Genomic DNA, 18,240 nt, shown 5'->3' with positions numbered 1-18,240 from the left:
CTGGCACCGTCTTTATCCAACCCGAATTCATGCCCTCTCCATTCCAATTCTCATCGTCTTCCCGCCGTCAGGCTGCGCTGTGCGACGGCCCGCCCGCCACTTCGGCCAGTAGACGCTCGAGATCGACATCGGTATTGCGGTGCTCGCCGACGATCGTCTGCTCCGACATCACCAGAATGCGATCGGCCGTTTCCAGGGCTTCGTCGAGTTCGGTGACGAACAGCAGCGTCGCGCGGCCGTGGGCGCTGGTCCGCAGCTTGGCGGCGATATCGCGCCTGGCCGAAATGTCGACGCCTTGAAACGGCTCGTCGAGGATGAAAAGCCTTGCCGCCTGCGACATCCAGCGGGCGACCATCACCTTCTGCTGATTGCCGCCGGAAAGCGACTCCATCTCGTCCCTCTCCGAGCGGCAGACGATGCCGAGCTCCTGGATCTGCTGGCGGGCAATGGCGCGTTCGATACGGCGCTTGAGAACACCGAGACGCGACATGCGGCTGTGGAACGGCAGGCTGATATTCTCCTGGATGTTGAAGTCGCCGACGATGCCGTTTTCGCCCCGGTCCTTGGCGACGAGAAACACACCGGCAGCAATCGCTTCGCCGGTCGATGCCGGAGCATAAGGTTTCCCGTTCAGCACCATGGTCCCGGCCAGCGGCTGGCGCAGGCCGAACAGCGTCTCGGCGAGCGCGGTCTTGCCGACACCGACAAGGCCGGTGATGGCAACGACCTCGCCATCGCCGAGCGTCAGCGAGATCGGCCTGGCGCCTTCAGCAATCCGCAGCGCGTCGGCAGTGAAAATTGCTTTGGCCGAATTCCTGGCGACGATCCGCTCGAGCTGGATCTTACGGCCGAGCATGGCATTGACCGCACCTTCGTAATCCAGCGGCTTCCTGTCGAAGATGCCTGAGATGACCCCATCACGCATCGAAATGATGCGATCGGCAAGCCGCCTGATGTCAGACATACGGTGCGAAATGTAGAGGATGGCCACGCCTTGCTGGCGAAGCCGGTCGAGCAATGCGAACAGCCGGTCGGCCTCGGCGCTGGACAGCGAAGAAGTCGGCTCGTCCAGGATCAGCACTTTCGGCCGGTGCGCCATGGCGCGGGCGATCGCCACCATCTGGCGGTCGGCCAGAGAGAGATCGCTGATCCGGGCCTTGAGGTCGATGGCCAGTCCCATGCGGTCGGCCACCGCCTTTGCCTCGCGACGCACCCGGCCTGGATTAAACAGGGTCGGCACGCCGCTGCCGCTCAACCTGTCGAGGGTAAGATTGGTGGCGACGTCGAGGTCTGCGACGACACCGTCATTGATGTTCTGGTGGACGGTAACGACGCCGGCGCGGATCGCCTCCGCCGGCGTTTTCGGGTCGAACTCATGACCGGCAAGCGACATCGAGCCGCCGCCATGGTCGTAGACGCCACTGATGATCTTGACGAGGGTGGATTTGCCGGCGCCGTTGGCGCCCATCAGCACGGTCACTTCGCCGGCATGCAATTCGAGCGAGACGCCGCCAAGCACCTCGATATGGCCAAAGGATTTCCTCAGGCCGTCGACGCGGAACACGGCATCATTGCCCATTCGTTCCTCCCTGACCATGACGCTATGGGCTATATCGGCAATTGTCAACACGATTGACAATTGCCAGCAGGCTTCCTAGCTTGGCCCGACCGCGTTGGCTCCGCTATCATCGGAGCACATGAGCGGGAGGTGAGGATGACTGGGAAATCGCCGTTCGAAGCACTGTCGGTCGAGACACTGGCGGGCCGTCTCGGTGCCAACGAGCCCCTGTGTTCGCAGATCGGCAAGGATACGAGCCAGTGGAAGGTTCGTGAAGTCGGCGACGGCAATCTGAACCTGGTGTTCATCGTCGAGGGTGCTGAGGGTGCAGCCGTCGTCAAGCAGGCCCTGCCCTACGTCCGGCTGGTCGGCGACAGCTGGCCGCTGCCGCTAAAACGCTCCTTCTTCGAATACCATGCGCTGACGCGGCAACAGGCGCGGGCGCCGGGTTCGGTGCCCGATATCTATCACTTCGACGAAGGCCAGGCGCTGATCATCATGGAGTATCTGTCGCCGCACATTATCCTGCGGCGGGCGCTGATCGAAGGCCGGCAATTGCCCAACATCGCGACAGACATCGGCTTGTTCATGGCCCGCACGTTGTTTCGCGGCTCCGACCTGCATATGGCGACCAAGGACCGCAAGGCCGATCTGGCACTGTTCGCCGACAATGTCGAACTCTGCGACATCACCGAGAACCTGGTTTTCTCGGATCCGTATTTCGATGCCAAGATGAACCGGCACACCAGCCCGCAGCTCGATGGCATTGTCGCCGAGCTGCGCGCCGACCGCGACCTCAAGGTCGAGGCGCAGCGCATGAAGCACATCTTCGCTGCCAATGCCGAGACGCTGCTGCATGGCGACCTGCATTCCGGCTCGATCATGGTCACCGACACCGAAACGCGGATGATCGACCCCGAGTTCGCCTTCTACGGGCCGATCGCCTTCGACGTCGGCATGCTGCTCGCCAATTTCTGGATGGCGTTCTTCTCGCAGCGCGGCCATGAACAGGACGGAAGCCGCGACGCCATGCGTGACTATCTGCTCGGCGTTACGGTCGAGACATGGTCGGTGTTTCGCGCCGAGTTCTCGCATCTGTGGCGAACCGAGCGTACCGGCATGCTCTACCAGAAGACCCTGTTCGAAGATCAGGGCGACAGGCTTGGCGCCGAGCAGGCGCTAGACCACATGCTGCATTCGATCTGGACCGATCTGCTCGGCTTTGCCGGCGTCGAGGTTCACCGGCGAATTCTCGGCCTTGCCCACAATGCCGATTTCGAGACCATTGCCGATCCGGATCTGCGCGCCAGATGTGAGGCAAAGGCGCTGAAATTCGGCCGTCACCTCGCCGTCAACCGGCGCCAGATCCACAGCATCGACGAGGTCAACCGGTTGGCCGCGCTGATCGAACGGGAGAGCAGGATTTGAACGTCGGCGACCGCCACTACCGCACCATCTGGCCGAGTGACGACGGGCGTTCGGTGGAGATCATCGACCAGCGCTGGCTGCCGCATGATTTCCGCATCGAAAAGATCGATACCGTCGCCGGCATCGCCACGGCAATCCGCGACATGTGGGTGCGCGGGGCGCCGCTGATCGGCGTCACCGCGGCCTATGGCGTCGCCATGCAGATGGCCGACGATCCGTCGGATGCAGCACTCGACGCCGTCTGGGCAACCTTGCACGAAACGCGCCCGACGGCGATCAATTTGCGCTGGGCGCTGAACGAAATGCAGCGCTTCCTGCTGACGCTTCCCCTGGCAGAACGTGCCGCGGCTGCCTATCGGCGTGCCGGCGAGATCGCCGACGAGGATGTCGGCCTCAACCGCGCCATCGGCGCCCATGGGCTCGAAATCATCAAGGCGATCGCGGCGCGCAAGCAGCCGGGCGAACCGGTCAATATCCTGACCCACTGCAACGCCGGCTGGCTGGCCACGGTCGACTACGGCACCGCCACCGCGCCGATCTATCTGGCGACGGAAGCCGGCATTCCAGTCCATGTCTATGTCGACGAAACACGACCCCGCAACCAGGGTGCCCAATTGACCGCCTGGGAGATGGCCGGCCACGGCGTGCCGCATACGCTGATCGTCGACAATGCCGGCGGCCATCTGATGCAGCGCGGCCAGATCGACATGGTCGTCGTCGGCACCGACAGGACCACCGCCGACGGCGATGTCTGCAATAAGATCGGTACCTATCTCAAGGCGCTCGCCGCCGACGACAACGACGTGCCGTTCTATGTCGCGCTGCCGTCGCCGACGATCGACTGGACTGTGGGCGACGGGCTGACAGACATCCCGATCGAACAGCGCTCGCCCGACGAGGTCTCACTGGTCTGGGGCAAGACCGCTTCCGGCGAGATCGCCCAGGTCCGCGTATCGCCGGAAGCCACGCCGGCGGCCAATCCGGCCTTCGACGTGACGCCGGCGCGGCTGGTCACCGGCTTGATCACCGAACGCGGTGTCGCTACGGCCTCGCGCGAAGGCCTGAGGGCGATGTTTCCCGAGCGCGGATGATCCGCTTTGCCGAGAGGGCGCTCCGGATTTGCCTGATCTCACGAATTCTTGAACACGGCACGGTTAAAAACGCCCGTTGCCTGTCCCACATGGACGGCCGTATGCGTAGCGGCGGGGCGGCGCCCAACGCTCGAAGCCGGGGTTGCCCACGGCTCGGCGAGTGAACCAGCGGGATACCGCGATGTCATTCAGACCGTTGCTTGGTGACGGACGGGTTCGGAGCCAGGACGAGAAGTCGGAGCCCCTGCAAACCGCGTCATGGGTCAGCTCCTCGATCGTCTTCGACAACCGGCGGTGGGCGTGCCGGGAGGCGGAGCTCCGCTGGACAGCCCCTCATCATCTGATCGTGCTGACCGAAGAAGGCGGCACGTCCCATACATCCATCCGGCACGAGGCACGATCCCTTTACGACGGAATGGACCGTCCCGGAGCCCTCACCTTCGTCCCGGCAGGCGCGGAACGACAGGGCTTCTATCGCGATGTAAACCTCTCCTATTCAGCCCTGTGGATCGATCCCGATATCGGGCTTCCCGGATGCGAACGCCTGAGGAACCTGCCTATACTGGTAAACAAGAAAGACGCGGTCGTCGCCACGCTGCTGAGTTCGCTTCGTGACGAGATGGCACTCGGCCACAAGCCAGACACTGCCTATGTCGAGCATCTGGTCGCGCTCGTCAGTCTCCGCGTGGCCAACCTGAGCCGGGAGCAACCGCGGTTAGTACGTCACGGCTGTCTCAGCCGCCGGGCACTTGGTCGCGTTCGGGATTACATCGATGCGCATATGAATTCCGACATTTCGCTAAGCGAGCTGGCAGCCGCCGCGGGCATGGCCGTCGACAGTTTTGCGCGTCGCTTCAAGGCGACGACCGGCCTTGCACCCTACGCCTATGTGATCGAGGAACGGGTGCGGCGAGCGGAGGCGCTGCTGCGCGAAACGGGTTTGTCGATCGGTGTCATTGCCTTTCGGCTCGGCTTCTCAAGCCAGAGCCACTTCACCACGACCTTCCGACGTCTGAGGGGCATGACGCCTCGTGCCTATCGGGTGAATTCTTCTCCAGAATCCTGATAGTGCCGCCGGTTTCTTGAAAGAAAGCCGCCGCCCGCACTCCCACCTCCAGTGTCGTTGGGTGACAGAACCCGAGGGTTCGCTCGGGTCAAGTTGCCGTCTGCGCTTCATTGCGGCTGGGAGATCATGCATGGCCAAAACGGACAACAGAAGCGGGCCGACGCGTCGGATGGTATTGGAAGGCGGTATTGCGACCGGGGTGCTCCTGGCTACCGGACTACCGGTTGACGCCGAGCCGGCCGAGACCGCCACGGCGGCTGCGTCGTCCTCACCGCTACCGACGATGACGATGTCGTTACGGATCAACGCGAAGGATCTTGCCATCGAGCTCGACCCGCGGACGACGCTGCTCGACGCCCTGCGCAACCATCTCGGCCTCACCGGCTCGAAGAAGGGCTGCGACCACGGCCAGTGCGGCGCATGCACGGTGCTCGTCGATGGGCGCCGGATCAATTCCTGCCTGACGCTTGCCGCAATGCATGAAGGCGACGAGATCACCACGGTCGAGGGCCTTGCCGAGGGTGACCGGCTGCATCCGGTCCAGGCCGCCTTCGTCGCCCGCGACGGTTTCCAGTGCGGCTACTGTACGCCAGGTCAGATCTGCTCGGCGGTTGGCATGCTGGGCGAGGCGCGGGCCGGCTGGCCAAGCCATGCGAGCGCCGACGTGGCAGCGGCTTCCGTCGCTCTCACCGATGCCGAGATCCGCGAGCGGATGAGCGGCAACATCTGCCGTTGCGCCGCCTATCCGAACATTGTCGCTGCAATCCGCGACGCGGCAGAGGAGGCATGAGCAATGCAGTCCTTCACTTATGAACGTGCGACGAGTGCTGAGCAGGCGGCGGCCGCAGTTGCGGCCCGGCCGGACGCCAAGTTCATCAGCGGCGGCACCAACCTGCTCGACCTGATGAAGCTCGAGATCGAGCGCCCAGCGCATCTCGTCGACATCAGCCGGCTGCCGCTTGATCGGATCAAGGAGACGGCGGAAGGCGGGCTTCGGGTCGGCGCCCAGGTCCGCAATAGCAATCTCGCCGCCGACCCGCGGGTAAGGTCGCGCTATCCGATGCTCACGCAAGCGCTGCTGGCGGGAGCGTCCGGACAGATACGCAACAAGGCCTCGACCAGCGGCAATCTCCTGCAGCGCACGCGCTGCCCCTATTTCTACGACCGCAACATGCCCTGCAACAAGCGCCAGCCGGGTTCGGGCTGCGCGGCACTTCAGGGCTTTAACCGCATGCACGCCGTACTCGGCGCGAGCGAAGCCTGCATCGCGGTCCATCCTTCTGACATGGCGGTCGCCATGTCCGGGCTCGACGCCAGGATCGAGACCGTCTCGCCCGGCGGCGAGACCCGCACGATCCCGATCGGCGATTTCCATCGATTGCCCGAGACGATGCCCCAGGTGGAGACCGTGCTCGGCCACGGCGAAATAGTCGTCGCGGTTGCCCTGCCGCCACCACCGCCCGGCCGACAGGTTTACCGCAAGGTGCGCGACCGTGCTTCCTACGCCTTCGCGCTGGTGTCGGTGGCAGCAATCGTCGAGAAAAGCGGCGACCGTATCCGAAGCGCTCGGATCGCCATGGGCGGCGTCGCAGCGAAACCCTGGCGCGCGGCGGAGGCGGAGCGCGCGCTGGCAGGCGCGGCGGCGTCCGACGGTGCCTTTAGCGACGCGGCCGAAGCCGCGCTCGCCGGAGCCGTCGGGCATGGCGGCAATGATTTCAAGATCCCGCTGGCGAAACGGACGATGCGGCACACGCTCGCTGCTGCCGCCGAGAGTGCATGAGGTGATGCGATGACAGAGACGACGACCCCGAACCGCTGTTCCCAGATGCAGGCGCCGAGCGGGAGATCGATATGAAACTCACGCGACGCGCCGTTGCCGCCGCGGGTGGCGGCCTTCTCGTCTCTGCCGCCACAGCTTGGGGCGCCACATCCGATCCGGGAGCTCGTCACGGGCTCGAGGCCGCCGTAGACGCCTTCTTTGCCGGCTGGGCCTCTGGCGACTGGACGGCATTACTTGATTGTTGCGATGAGACGATGACCTTCCAATTCCCTGTCGGCGAGCAACGAGGCCGACACGGACCGCCGGAAGGCAAGCGGGCACTCGCAGCCTGGACCGCCGCGCATCAAGCGCAGGGAAACAGGATCACGAAATCGACCGTCGATCTCAAGCTCTTCGCCGCCGACTGGGTCATCGTCTGCGATCGCGGGAGCGGGACAATCAGTGGCGCGCCCTACACTGGCCTGCATGCGATCTTCATGCGAGCCGGCCCAACAGGGAGGCTGGTCGAGTTTCGCGAGTATTTCGGCGAGATCGCCGCGTGAGTTCGGGCCGCCGCGCGACGAACATAAAGGTGCGAGGAAGCGGCGTCGTCGCGGCCTCGATGCTTCCGAACTCCAGATGAAAAATCTTTAGGTGACTTATGAACGAGACCATACCCGGACTGCCCGGCTCCGCCACCCATTCAAGGGTGAAACCTCGTGCCGATGTTGGCATCATCGGGCGGCCGATCGACCGCATCGACGGTCCGCTCAAAGTGACGGGCGGCGCCACATACGCTTACGAGAATGAGCTGGATGGTACAGCCTATGGCTACATTCTCGGCGCCTCCGTCGCCAAGGGCCGCATCGCCGAGATCGACACGGCCGAAGCCGAACGGGCGCCGGCAGTGCTGCTCGTCATGACGCACCGGAATGCGCCGGCCCAGCCGGATTTCGGCCCAACGGTCACGCCAACGGTGCCGGAGGTCTTCACGCGCCCCCGGCCCGCGCTCAACAGCGATCGGGTACGGTATTACGACGAGCCGGTCGCGCTGGTCGTTGCGGAGACGTTCGAGGCTGCACGCGCTGCTGCGGGCCTCATCAGAGTACGCTACGACGAGGAGCCGGGCCTCTACGATCTACCGGGATATATCGCCGACGCCTACGCGCCAAAGCGGACCAATGCCGGCTTCGAGACCGACAGCGTGGTCGGCGACTTCGAGCGCGCCTTTGCGACGGCGCCGATCAAGATCGATTCCACTTACGGGACCCCCTTCGAACATCACAATCCGATGGAGCCGCATGCGACGCTTGCTGCCTGGTCAGGCAACGAGCTGACGATCCGTACATCGGCGCAGACCCTCGCGAACTTCCGGGCCGGGGTCGCCAGCACGCTTCGCATCCCGCTCGAGCGAGTGCGCATCGTCAGCCCCTTCATCGGCGGAGGCTTCGGCTCCAAGCTGATTGCCCATGCCGACACGATCCTGGCCGCACTTGCAGCGCAGGTGCTGCAGCGCCCCGTGAAGATCGCGCTGACGCGACAACAGATGTTCGCCAATGCCGGTCATCGCGCAGAGATGGTCCAACAGGTACGTCTCGGCGCGGACACTGACGGGCGGCTCACCGGGATCGCACACGATGTCTGGTCCGCAACGTCCAGCTTCGAGGAGTACTGCGAACAAACGGCAGTTTTTGCGCGCTCGCTCTACGCGGCGCCGAACCGTCTCACCCGCCATCGCCTGGTTCCGCTGGACATCAACCGCGGCGAATGGATGCGCTCTCCCGGCGAAGCGCCCGGCATGCTGGCTTTCGAATGCGCCATGGATGAGCTCGCCGAGCGCGCCGGTCTGGACCCGATCGAACTCAGGATCCGCAACGAACCGGCACAGGATCCCGAGCGCGGCGTGCCGTTCTCCACCCGCAATCTCGTCGCCTGCATGGAGGAAGGCGCCCGCCGTTTCGGCTGGGAGCGGAGAAACCCGACACCGGGCCGAACTCGGGAGGGCCGCAAGCTTATCGGCCACGGCATGGCGGCGGCGATCCGTCCGAACTATATCGGCGCGGCGACGGCGCGGGTTGCGATCGACCGGGACGGTCGGGTGACGGCGCGGCTCGACATGACCGATATTGGGACCGGCACCTATACGATCCTGACCCAGATTGCCGCCGAGAGCCTCGGCCTGCCGATCTCGTCCGTCAAGGTGGAGCTCGGCGACAGCCGCTTCCCGCGTACCGCCGGCTCCGGCGGGTCCTGGGGCGCAGCAAGCGCGGGTTCGGCCTTGTATAATGCGTGCAACGTCCTCAAGAAACAGATCTTGGAGGCGGCGCAGTCGAACGAAGCCTCGCCGTTGCGCGGCGCGAACGCCACCGAGGCAAGCTTTGCCGACGGCGAGGTCAGGGTCGGCCAGCGATCGGCGAGCCTGGCCGATCTTATCCGAGGGATCTCTCCCGACGGGCTCGAAGCCGAAGGCTCCGTAGCCGCGGGCGCCACCACCCAGTCATACAAGACCTATTCGCAGCATTCCTATGGCGCGCATTTCGCAGAGGTCGCTGTCGATTGCGATACCGGTGAAATCCGCATGCGCCGGATGCTGGCTGTGATCGGCGCGGGCCGTATCCTCAACGCCAAGACCGCGCGCTCGCAAATCATCGGCGGCATGACCTGGGGGATCGGTGCAGCGCTGATGGAGCAGACGGTGCTCGACCCGCGCTACGGCCATTTCGTCAATCACGATCTTGCCGAGTATCATGTGCCGGTCAATGGCGATGTCCCCGATATGGAGGTCGCCTTCCTCGAGGAAGACGACGACAAGGCCAACCCGCTTGGCGCAAAGGGTCTCGGCGAGCTCGGCGTGTGCGGTGCGGGGGCTGCTGTCGCCAACGCCGTTTACAACGCGGCCGGCGTGCGAGTGCGTGAATTTCCCATCACCTTGGACAAGGTGCTGCCTGCCTTACCGGTGATCGCCATTTGACGCTCTCCTCCCTCGCCCTCAACGGTGACCAGGTCGAAACGGATCGCTATTTCTGCGCCATCGACGACGACGCCGGTGGTTGACAGCGCTTTCCGGCCCTTCCATACAAACGCCGTCAATGTTCTCAGGGCGGGGTGAAAGTCCCCACCGGCGGTAAGGGTCTCGGCCCAAGCCCGCGAGCGCTTTCCGGTTAGCCGGAGGGGTCAGCAGATCCGGTGTGATTCCGGAGCCGACGGTCACAGTCCGGATGGAAGAGAACGAAATGGAGGACGGTCCGCTTTCGCGGTTCGGACTCCGTATCGTGCGTCCTGATTCTGGTTCGAAACGGAAGGATGGACCCATGAATCAGCATTCCCACAACGACTATGAAACGATCCGCGTTGCCGTCATTCGCGCGCGTTGGCATGCCGATATCGTCGACCAATGCGTTGAAGCATTCGAGGCGGAACTGGCGGTTCTCGGAGAGAAACGCTTCGCCGTCGATGTCTTCGATGTGCCTGGCGCTTATGAGATTCCCCTGCATGCAAAGACGCTTGCCGTGACCGGCCGCTATGCCGCTATCCTCGGCGCCGCGTTCGTCGTCAATGGCGGCATCTACCGGCACGAGTTTGTTGCAAGCGCGGTCATCGACGGCATGATGAATGTGCAATTGTCGACTTGCGTGCCGGTGCTTTCGGCGGTGCTGACGCCGCACAACTACCATGACAGCGCGGACCATCACCGCTTCTTCTTCGAACATTTCAAGGTCAAGGGCAAAGAGGCGGCCAGTGCCTGTGTGCAACTGCTGGCAGCACGCGAACACATCGCGGCGTGAAACCTCCACCGCCGGGTGGAAATCCCGGTAAGGCGCTGTAGTATCTCACGAAGCAGGAGGATGCCGGTGCAGACCAAGAAGATCATCAATGACGGCAATCGCTCCGTCGACGAGATGCTGGAGGGTATTCTGGCCGCGCATCCGCGCCACCTCAGAAGCGCGGACGGCAGTCCGCGCGCCATTATCGCCCGCGACGGACCGCGCCCAGACAAGGTCGGCCTTGTCATCGGCGGCGGCTCGGGCCATGAGCCGACCTTCCTCGGCTTCGTCGGCAAGGGGCTGGCCGACGCCGCCGCGATCGGCAATGTCTTCGCTTCGCCGCCGCCGGACCCGATCCTCGAATGCGCCAAGGCGGCCAGCGGTGGCGCCGGCGTGCTGTTCATGTACGGCAACTATGCCGGCGACGTGATGAACTTCGACATGGCCGCCGAAATGGCGGCAATGGACGACATCGAGGTGCGCACCGTGCTGACCACCGACGATGTCGCCTCGGCGCCGCGCGACCAGAGGCAGAAGCGGCGCGGCGTCGCCGGCAATTTCTTCATCTTCAAGGCCGCCGGTGCCGCATGCGACCAGATGCTGTCATTCGATGAATGCGAGCGTATCGCCAGGAAGGCCAACGATCACACCTTCACCATGGGCGTGGCGCTGTCGCCCTGCTCGCTGCCGCAGACCCGCCGGCCCAATTTCGAGATCGGACCGGACGAGATGGAGATCGGCATGGGCATCCATGGCGAGCCAGGCATCGCGCGCGGAAAGTTGAAAACGGCCGACGAGATCACCGACGAAATGCTGGACAAGGTCCTCGACGAGATGGCGCCGGCGCGCGGCGATAAGGTCGCCGTTCTGGTCAATTCGCTCGGCTCGACGCCGCTGATGGAACTCTACATCATGAACCGGCGGGTCAAGCAGAGGCTCGACGAGATCGGCGTTTCCGTCCACGCGACCTGGGTCGGCAATTACTGCACCTCTCTCGAAATGGCCGGCGCCTCGGTGACGCTGATGCATCTCGACGGCGAGTTGCAGGCGATGCTCGACCATCCTTGCGACTGCGCCATGTTCCGCGCCGGCTGAGAAAGCATCATGACCTCGATCGATTCAGTCGGCTTGAAAAGAATGTTCGATGAGATCGCGGCGACGATCGACGCCGACAAGGACAGGCTCTGCCAACTCGACGGCGTCATCGGCGACGCCGACCATGGCATCGCCATGGCACTAGGCTTCACTGCTGCGCGCGATGCACTAGCGCAACTCGACCTCGCGGCGACCGAGCCGACGGCGCTGCTCAACACTGCGGCGAAATCCTTCCTCAACGCGGTCGGCGCCTCGTCAGGCCCGCTCTATGCGACCGCCTTCATGCGCGGTGCCGCCGCCGTCAAAGGCAAGGCAATTCTGGAGGACGCTGACATCATCGCCATGCTCCGGGCGATGGCGCAAGGCATCCAGGATCGCGGCAAGGCCGAGCTCGGCGAAAAGACCATGGTCGACGCCTGGCTGCCGGCGGCGCAAGCAGCGGGTGCCGCGCAGGAAGCCGGCAAGAGCCTGTCCGAGAGCCTGGAGGCTGCACTTGCAGCGGCTGAACGAGGTGCCGAGGCGACCAAGGACATGATCGCCGTCAAGGGCCGCTCATCGCGGCTCGGCGAGCGCTCGCTCGGGCATATGGACCCCGGCGCCGCATCGGCCGTGACGATCATCAGAGCGATGTGGAACAGTCTGGCTTAACCCCGCTTCGCCGCGTCGAGCCTGTCGATCGCCTGGACATTGCCGGCCGATGGTCCCTTCTCATCGAATTCCGATGCAAGCCATGAATCGACGATCGACTTGGCCAGTTCCGGGCCGATAACCCGGGCGCCCATGGTGATGATCTGGGCGTTGTTGGATTTTGCCGCGCGCTCGGCCGAATAGGTGTCGTGGGTGAGTGCGGCGCGAATGCCGGGCACCTTGTTGGCGGATATGGATACGCCGATGCCGGTGCCGCAAAACAGGATGCCGCGATCGTTTTCGCCGTCCAGGATGGTCTGCGCGAGCTTCTGTGACAGGTCGGCATAGTAGCCCGACTGGCTGAGGTCGCTAACCGTGAGGCCGGGCTTGGTAGCGAGGTGAGCGGCAATGACGTCGAGCAGCGGCTTGCCGGCGCTATCAGCTCCAATGGCAATTTTCATGTTCCGTTTCCTTCCTGTTTGATGATTCAGATCGCCGCCGAGGCGCGCTTGAGGATGTCGATATAGCCGTCCGCCTGCCAGGCCGAGCGGCCGATGAACAAGCCGTCGATGTTGGGCTGGCCGACCAGTTCGGCGGCATTTTGCGGATTGACGCTGCCGCCATAAAGCACCGGCGGCACCACCGGCAGCAGGTCGCGTGCGATTTTCTTGATTAGCGCCTGCTGCCTGTCGGCATAGTCCGAACTGGCCGGCACGCCCTTGTCGCCGATCGCCCAGACGGGCTCATAGGCAAACAGGATCGTCGCCGCCTTCGCCGCGCCTTCGAGAAACTGCAGCGCGCCGTGCACCTGCAAGGCCAGCACCGCAGCGGCCTGCCCGCTGTCGCGTTGAGCCAAGGTCTCGCCGACGCAGACGAGTGGCACGAGACCGTGCTTCACCGCCGCCGCAGTCTTCAGCCCGACAGCCTTGTCGGTCTCGCCGAAATGCTCGCGCCGTTCGCTGTGGCCGAGCTCGACCATGTCGAGCCCGCAGTCTTTCAGCATGGCCGGCGAGATCTCGCCGGTCCAGGCACCGGCGTCGGCCCAATGCATGTTCTGCGCGCCGACCTTGATGCGCGTCGGCGACAGCGCTTTCTTGACCTCGCGGATCGCCGTGAAGGGCGGGATGACGAAAGGCTGGATGCGCTCGTCGAAACCGGGGACGAACTCCGCCAGCGCCTCGGCGAAAGCCAACGCCTCGGCGAGCGTCTTGTTCATTTTCCAGCTGGTGCCGACCCAATAAACCATACGTGCCCTCCTATTCTGCGATCACTGTCAGCGAAACGCCGGCACCATCCAGCGCGGCGCGCATCTGCGGCTGCGGCTCGCGGCCGGTGAAGACCGTGTCAAAGGCCTTGAGATCTGTCAGGAAGTGCAAGGCAGTGCGGCCGAATTTCCCATGATCGACCAGCAGATATTTGCGCGCTGCTGCGGCCATCATCAGCCGTTTGGTCTGGACCACTTCCTGATCCTGGTGAAAGGCAGAGGCACCATGGATGGCCGATGACGACAGGAACGCGACATCGGCGCGCAATGATTTCAGCGTGTCCTCGGCGAGCAGGCCGAAGAAGCCGTGAAACTTCTTGTTGTATTGGCCGCCGAGCGCAATCAGGTTGATGCCGGCAACGCCCGCCAAATCCTGGATGACAGCCAGATTGTTCGAGATCACCGTCAGCGGACGCAGATCGGCAAGATGCCGAGCAACGCCGCCCGCGGTTGAGCCGTCGTCGATGATCACCGTCTGACCCGGTTCGATCATCGTCACGGCAGCGGCGGCGATGCGCTTCTTCTCGTCGCCGGCCAGCCGCTGGCGGTAGCGGAAATCGCTCTCGAAAAGGCTGCTCGGCTGGATCGAGGCGCCGCCGCGCACCTTGCGCAGGAAGCCGCTTTCCTCGAGCTCGTCGAGGTCGCGGTGGACAGTCATCTTTGACACGCCGAAGCGTGAGGCAAGATCGTCGACACTGGCGGTGCCGATGTCCATCAGAAAATCCATGATGCCTTGCCGACGGCCGTCGCTCTTCATTTCCGCGGCTTCCTCGTGCAATCCGGTTCCGAGATATAACAGCAAACGTTGCACAAGCCACCAAATTTTTTGTGATAATGTTATATCTCTATGGGATGTCATGACGCTTCTGGTCGCGTCCTGTAACAAGAATTGCTGCCGGCCGAGCGCCCAGCGGTTGCGGTGCCGCGGAAATCCGGCCAGAAGCATCAGGGGCTCGACGACAACCGAACGGCCCGCAAACACTGGCTCGAAACCGGATACGGGAGACTACTGAGTGGCTCGCATCACACTGAGACAATTGCTCGATCATGCCGCCGAATACGGCTATGGCGTGCCTGCCTTCAACATGAACAATATGGAACAGGGCCTCGCCATCATGGAGGCAGCCGAGGAGACCAAATCGCCGGTTATCCTGCAGGCGAGCCGCGGCGCGCGAGCCTACGCCAACGATGTGGTGCTGGCCAAGCTGATCGACGCGCTGGTCGAAATCCATCCCGATATCCCGGTCTGCATGCATCTCGACCATGGCAACAACGAAGCGACCTGCGTCACCGCGATCCAGCACGGCTTCACCTCCGTGATGATGGACGGATCGCTGAGGGAAGACGGCAAGACGCCGGCCGACTACGCCTATAATTCCGGCATCACCCGCCGCGTCGTCGACATGGCGCATTGGGGCGGCGTCTCGGTGGAAGGCGAGATCGGCGTGCTTGGATCGCTTGAGATGGGCGGCGGCGAGCAGGAAGACGGCCATGGCGTCGAGGGCGTCATCAGCCACGACCAGCTGCTGACCGACCCGGTGCAGGCCGAACAATTCGTGCGCGACACCCGTGTCGATGCGCTGGCCGTCGCCATGGGCACCAGCCACGGCGCCTACAAGTTCAGCCGCAAGCCGGACGGCGCTGTACTGGCCATGAACGTCATCGAGGAAATCCACCGCCGTCTGCCGAGTATGCATCTCGTCATGCACGGCTCGTCCTCGGTGCCAGTGGAGTTGCAGGAGATCATCAACAAATATGGCGGCCAGATGAAGCCGACATGGGGCGTGCCGGTCGAAGAGATCCAGCGCGGCATCAAGCACGGGGTGCGCAAGATCAATATCGATACCGACAACCGCATGGCGCTGACCGGCGCAATCCGCAAGGTGCTGACCGAGAACCCGAGCGAATTCGATCCGCGCAAATATCTGACACCGGCAATGGCCGCGATGCGGAAGCTGTGCAAGGAGCGCTTCGAGCAATTCGGCACCGCCGGCAACGCACCGAAAATCAAGCCGCTGCCGCTGTCGGAAATGGCCAAGCGCTACAAGTCCGGAAGCCTCGATCCGAAATTTGGCTGACGTATTCCGGTTCTGAGCAGGAGCTGCCTCAGCTCCTGCTCATCCGATCATGCTCGCGGCAAGAGATCGGCCCTGCCGGTCTCGATAAATGGTGCCCAGTAGTCGACCGACTCGCGGATCATGGCGATGACCTGGTGGTCGACGGGTTCGCGTTCGCGGAACGACAATTCGAGGCAGATCTCGTTGTCGACGCCGCCGCCGCGACGCACCGTCTGAAGGAGCTTTTCCGGCGTGATACGGCCGTCGTTGTTGTAGGTCGCAGTGAACGGCCAATGGCCGCCCTTGTTCATCGACGACTGCTTGACGTGGATGATCGGCGATTGCCTGGGAAAGGCTTCGGCCCAGGCATAAGGGTCGGTGTCCGCCGGATTGCTCGAGGTCACGTCGCCATGGTCGATGTCGACCATCATGTTGAGCGGGACGGCCATGCCGGCCGCTTCGATCTCGCGCTGCAGTGCCCGGCAGCTTTCGATCGTATGGCCGAATTCGCGGCCGACCGACATCGGCTCCCAGAACAGGTAGGTCAGGCCGGCTGCTTTGGCATGCTCGGCGACCTCGCGCCAGCATTCCAGCGCGATGTCGAAAAGCCGCGCGCGACGTTCAGGATTGTCGTAATCCCGGTGGGTGAAGATCGCGAATTGCGTGCCCATGCCCGCGGCGCCGAGCTCGGCCGAAACTTCTGAAAAGGTCTTGAACCAGTCGACGTAGTAGCGCCGCACGTCGGCATCGGGATGGCCGAAATGATTGAGCCGGCCGTAAGGGCCGGTCATCGCGGAGGTCACGCGCACACCGGTGCGGTTGAGCGCGGAGCGGAACAGGCGGACGAATTTGGCGATCGTCGCCGCCGGCCAGCCGGGATTGACGAATTCATGGGTGAGTTGGACGTCCCTGATACCGATCTGATAGGCGATCGCGTCGATCAGGTCGTCCGGCTCGGCAAAGCGGTTGACCAGCGGATTGGTGTTGAGCGAAAGCGTAAAGGCCATCAGCCGGCCTTTGCCAGCCGGCTCGAGCACCAGTCCTCGAAGGCGGTTCTTTCCGCGGCGGACAGATGCAGGCCGTGCTTGGTGCGCCTTTCGAGAATATCGGCGGCGGTCTCGGCCCACTCATGCTCGAACAGGTAATTGGCTTCGCGCTCGAAAAAATCCTTGCCGAAGCGCCGGCCCAGTTCGGCGAGCGAGGTGGCCGCGCCGACCAGATCGCGCGTCCTTGTGCCGTAGAGCCTGCCGTAATGCTTGACCAGCGATGCCGGCATCCAGGGAAATTCATGGCCGAGGTCGCCCAGAAACTGCTCGAAATCGGCATTGGGGATATCGCCGCCCGGCAGGTGCCCTTTCGAGGTCCACGGCTTGCCCATCTTCGGAAAGAACGGGGCGATACGGTCGAGCGCGTGCTCGGCCAATTTGCGGAAGGTGGTGATCTTGCCGCCGAAGACCGAAAGCAGCGGCGCCTGCCCAGCCGGTGCGTCGAGTTCGAATATGTAATCGCGGGTCACCGCGCTCGGATTGTCGGCATTGTCGTCATAGAGCGGCCTGACGCCGGAAAACGAGTAGACGACGTCGCTTCGTGCGAGCTGGCGCTTGAAGTAGCGATTGACTGCCTTGATCAGGTAATCGATCTCGCTGGCATCGGCGGTCACGTCCTCCGGCCGCCCGTCATAGGGAATGTCGGTGGTACCGATCAATGCCAGATCGTTCTGGTAGGGATTGATGAAGATCACGCGCTTGTCGCTGTTTTGGACGAGATAGGCCTGTCGCCCTTCCCAGAATTTCGGCACAACGATGTGGCTGCCCTTGACCAGGCGCACGTTGCGCCTGGAATTCTGGCCGGCGACGCGGTTGATGACGTCGTTGACCCAGGGTCCGGCGGCGTTGATCAGCGCCCGTGCCCGGACTGTGGTCCTGACGCCGGTTCGACCGTCGCGCATCTCCACCGACCACAGGCCGTTTTCGCGACGGGCGGCTGTGCAGGCGGTGCGGGTGAATATCCTGGCTCCGCGCTCAGCGGCGTCGAGCGCGTCGATGACGACCAGGCGAGCGTCGTCGACCCAGCAGTCGGAATATTCGAAGCCGCGCTTGAAGGCGTCCTTGATCGGCGCGCCTTCGGGTGCGGTGCGCAGGTCGAGCGTACGCGTGGCCGGCAGCCGCTTGCGGCCGCCAAGATGGTCGTAAAGGAACAGGCCGAGCCGCACCAGCCAGGCCGGCCGGTCATCGGGGCTGTGCGGCAGCACGAAGCGCATCGGCCAGATGATGTGCGGCGCGGATTCGAGCAGCACCTCGCGCTCGATCAGCGCCTCCCGCACCAAGCGGAACTCGTAATATTCGAGATAGCGCAAACCGCCATGAACGAGCTTTCCCGATCGCGAACTGGTGCCCTCGGCGAGATCGTCTTTTTCGCAAAGAATGACCGACAGGCCCCGGCCTGCCGCATCGCGCGCGATCCCGGCGCCATTGACGCCGCCGCCGATGACGAAGAGGTCGACGATTTCGGTTTCACCGCTCATCTCGCTC

General features: G+C 63.7%; 17 protein-coding genes and 1 riboswitch. Of the genes, 11 read left to right on the top strand and 6 right to left on the bottom strand.

Features of this window, described 5'->3' with window-relative positions:
• Positions 1-67: 67 nt before the first annotated feature.
• Positions 68-1,579: a sugar ABC transporter ATP-binding protein gene (locus NKI18_RS11240; protein WP_352615086.1), complete on the bottom strand. Its 1,512-nt coding sequence runs from the start codon at positions 1,577-1,579 to the stop codon at positions 68-70.
• Positions 1,580-1,714: 135 nt separating this feature from the next.
• Between NKI18_RS11240 and mtnK the strand changes: the two genes are divergently transcribed.
• The 10 genes from mtnK (at position 1,715) to dhaL (ending at position 12,409) form a co-directional block, all read left to right on the top strand.
• Positions 1,715-2,986, top strand: coding sequence for an S-methyl-5-thioribose kinase (gene mtnK / locus NKI18_RS11235; protein ID WP_352615084.1), 1,272 nt, complete (start codon positions 1,715-1,717; stop codon positions 2,984-2,986).
• Positions 2,983-4,077 (top strand): S-methyl-5-thioribose-1-phosphate isomerase, encoded by a 1,095-nt coding sequence (gene mtnA, locus NKI18_RS11230; protein ID WP_352615082.1) that lies wholly within the window; start codon positions 2,983-2,985, stop codon positions 4,075-4,077. The genes mtnK and mtnA overlap by 4 nt, the downstream gene beginning before the upstream one ends.
• 181 nt (positions 4,078-4,258) lie before the next feature.
• Complete coding sequence (locus tag NKI18_RS11225) at positions 4,259-5,143, top strand: helix-turn-helix domain-containing protein (RefSeq protein ID WP_352615080.1); 885 nt, start codon at positions 4,259-4,261, stop codon at positions 5,141-5,143.
• Between the two features lie 130 nt (positions 5,144-5,273).
• Positions 5,274-5,933 (top strand): 2Fe-2S iron-sulfur cluster-binding protein, encoded by a 660-nt coding sequence (locus NKI18_RS11220; protein ID WP_352615078.1) that lies wholly within the window; start codon positions 5,274-5,276, stop codon positions 5,931-5,933.
• A 3-nt stretch (positions 5,934-5,936) separates the two neighbouring features.
• Positions 5,937-6,923, top strand: coding sequence for an FAD binding domain-containing protein (locus NKI18_RS11215; RefSeq protein WP_352615076.1), 987 nt, complete (start codon positions 5,937-5,939; stop codon positions 6,921-6,923).
• Between the two features lie 71 nt (positions 6,924-6,994).
• On the top strand, positions 6,995-7,465 hold the full coding sequence (locus NKI18_RS11210) for a nuclear transport factor 2 family protein (RefSeq protein ID WP_352615074.1): 471 nt from the start codon (positions 6,995-6,997) through the stop codon (positions 7,463-7,465).
• A 98-nt stretch (positions 7,466-7,563) separates the two neighbouring features.
• A complete protein-coding gene (locus tag NKI18_RS11205; protein ID WP_352569348.1) occupies positions 7,564-9,873 on the top strand; it encodes a xanthine dehydrogenase family protein molybdopterin-binding subunit in 2,310 nt (769 codons plus the stop codon).
• Between the two features lie 116 nt (positions 9,874-9,989).
• Positions 9,990-10,136, top strand: a riboswitch (FMN riboswitch).
• A 77-nt stretch (positions 10,137-10,213) separates the two neighbouring features.
• Positions 10,214-10,687 carry a 6,7-dimethyl-8-ribityllumazine synthase gene (locus NKI18_RS11200; protein ID WP_352615070.1) on the top strand — a complete coding sequence of 158 codons (474 nt, stop codon included), beginning with the start codon at positions 10,214-10,216 and terminating at the stop codon, positions 10,685-10,687.
• A 66-nt stretch (positions 10,688-10,753) separates the two neighbouring features.
• Positions 10,754-11,761: a dihydroxyacetone kinase subunit DhaK gene (locus NKI18_RS11195; protein ID WP_352569347.1), complete on the top strand. Its 1,008-nt coding sequence runs from the start codon at positions 10,754-10,756 to the stop codon at positions 11,759-11,761.
• A gap of 9 nt (positions 11,762-11,770) precedes the next feature.
• A complete protein-coding gene (gene dhaL, locus NKI18_RS11190) occupies positions 11,771-12,409 on the top strand; it encodes a dihydroxyacetone kinase subunit DhaL (RefSeq protein ID WP_352615068.1) in 639 nt (212 codons plus the stop codon).
• Here dhaL and derI read toward each other — a convergent pair.
• Genes derI through NKI18_RS11175 form a run of 3 tightly spaced genes read right to left on the bottom strand, consistent with a single transcriptional unit; the run spans position 12,406 to position 14,409 of the window.
• Complete coding sequence (gene derI, locus NKI18_RS11185; protein WP_352615066.1) at positions 12,406-12,849, bottom strand: D-erythrulose-4-phosphate isomerase; 444 nt, start codon at positions 12,847-12,849, stop codon at positions 12,406-12,408. The genes dhaL and derI overlap by 4 nt on opposite strands.
• A gap of 26 nt (positions 12,850-12,875) precedes the next feature.
• Entirely contained in the window at positions 12,876-13,634 is a 759-nt protein-coding gene (locus NKI18_RS11180; protein WP_352615064.1) for a triose-phosphate isomerase, read from the bottom strand.
• A 10-nt stretch (positions 13,635-13,644) separates the two neighbouring features.
• Positions 13,645-14,409, bottom strand: coding sequence for a DeoR/GlpR family DNA-binding transcription regulator (locus NKI18_RS11175; RefSeq protein WP_023676017.1), 765 nt, complete (start codon positions 14,407-14,409; stop codon positions 13,645-13,647).
• A 256-nt stretch (positions 14,410-14,665) separates the two neighbouring features.
• Here NKI18_RS11175 and fba point away from each other — a divergent pair, with 256 nt between their 5' ends.
• Positions 14,666-15,730, top strand: coding sequence for a class II fructose-bisphosphate aldolase (gene fba, locus NKI18_RS11170; RefSeq protein WP_352615062.1), 1,065 nt, complete (start codon positions 14,666-14,668; stop codon positions 15,728-15,730).
• A 47-nt stretch (positions 15,731-15,777) separates the two neighbouring features.
• On the opposite strand, the gene NKI18_RS11165 is transcribed toward fba, so the two are convergent.
• Both NKI18_RS11165 and NKI18_RS11160 read right to left on the bottom strand, forming a co-directional pair.
• Positions 15,778-16,716 (bottom strand): sugar phosphate isomerase/epimerase family protein, encoded by a 939-nt coding sequence (locus NKI18_RS11165; protein WP_352615304.1) that lies wholly within the window; start codon positions 16,714-16,716, stop codon positions 15,778-15,780.
• On the bottom strand, positions 16,716-18,233 hold the full coding sequence (locus NKI18_RS11160) for a glycerol-3-phosphate dehydrogenase (RefSeq protein WP_352615060.1): 1,518 nt from the start codon (positions 18,231-18,233) through the stop codon (positions 16,716-16,718). The genes NKI18_RS11165 and NKI18_RS11160 overlap by 1 nt, the downstream gene beginning before the upstream one ends.
• Positions 18,234-18,240 lie beyond the last annotated feature (7 nt).

Origin of the sequence: Mesorhizobium sp. M0800 (genome assembly GCF_040320095.1) — a bacterium.
Lineage (GTDB): Bacteria > Pseudomonadota > Alphaproteobacteria > Rhizobiales > Rhizobiaceae > Mesorhizobium.
Note: the sequence above shows the minus strand (reverse complement) of the source record. Positions and strands in the feature narration are given on the sequence as shown.

Excerpts from the sequence above, each read along its gene's own strand:
- NKI18_RS11240 (WP_352615086.1), bottom strand. The coding sequence starts at position 1,579 with ATGGGCAATGATGCCGTGTTCCGCGTCGACGGCCTGAGGAAATCCTTT.
- mtnK (WP_352615084.1), top strand. The coding sequence starts at position 1,715 with ATGACTGGGAAATCGCCGTTCGAAGCACTGTCGGTCGAGACACTGGCG.
- NKI18_RS11225 (WP_352615080.1), top strand. The coding sequence starts at position 4,259 with ATGTCATTCAGACCGTTGCTTGGTGACGGACGGGTTCGGAGCCAGGAC.
- NKI18_RS11220 (WP_352615078.1), top strand. The coding sequence starts at position 5,274 with ATGGCCAAAACGGACAACAGAAGCGGGCCGACGCGTCGGATGGTATTG.
- NKI18_RS11215 (WP_352615076.1), top strand. The coding sequence starts at position 5,937 with ATGCAGTCCTTCACTTATGAACGTGCGACGAGTGCTGAGCAGGCGGCG.
- NKI18_RS11210 (WP_352615074.1), top strand. The coding sequence starts at position 6,995 with ATGAAACTCACGCGACGCGCCGTTGCCGCCGCGGGTGGCGGCCTTCTC.
- NKI18_RS11205 (WP_352569348.1), top strand. The coding sequence starts at position 7,564 with ATGAACGAGACCATACCCGGACTGCCCGGCTCCGCCACCCATTCAAGG.
- NKI18_RS11200 (WP_352615070.1), top strand. The coding sequence starts at position 10,214 with ATGAATCAGCATTCCCACAACGACTATGAAACGATCCGCGTTGCCGTC.
- dhaL (WP_352615068.1), top strand. The coding sequence starts at position 11,771 with ATGACCTCGATCGATTCAGTCGGCTTGAAAAGAATGTTCGATGAGATC.
- derI (WP_352615066.1), bottom strand. The coding sequence starts at position 12,849 with ATGAAAATTGCCATTGGAGCTGATAGCGCCGGCAAGCCGCTGCTCGAC.
- NKI18_RS11180 (WP_352615064.1), bottom strand. The coding sequence starts at position 13,634 with ATGGTTTATTGGGTCGGCACCAGCTGGAAAATGAACAAGACGCTCGCC.
- NKI18_RS11175 (WP_023676017.1), bottom strand. The coding sequence starts at position 14,409 with ATGAAGAGCGACGGCCGTCGGCAAGGCATCATGGATTTTCTGATGGAC.
- NKI18_RS11165 (WP_352615304.1), bottom strand. The coding sequence starts at position 16,716 with ATGGCCTTTACGCTTTCGCTCAACACCAATCCGCTGGTCAACCGCTTT.
- NKI18_RS11160 (WP_352615060.1), bottom strand. The coding sequence starts at position 18,233 with ATGAGCGGTGAAACCGAAATCGTCGACCTCTTCGTCATCGGCGGCGGC.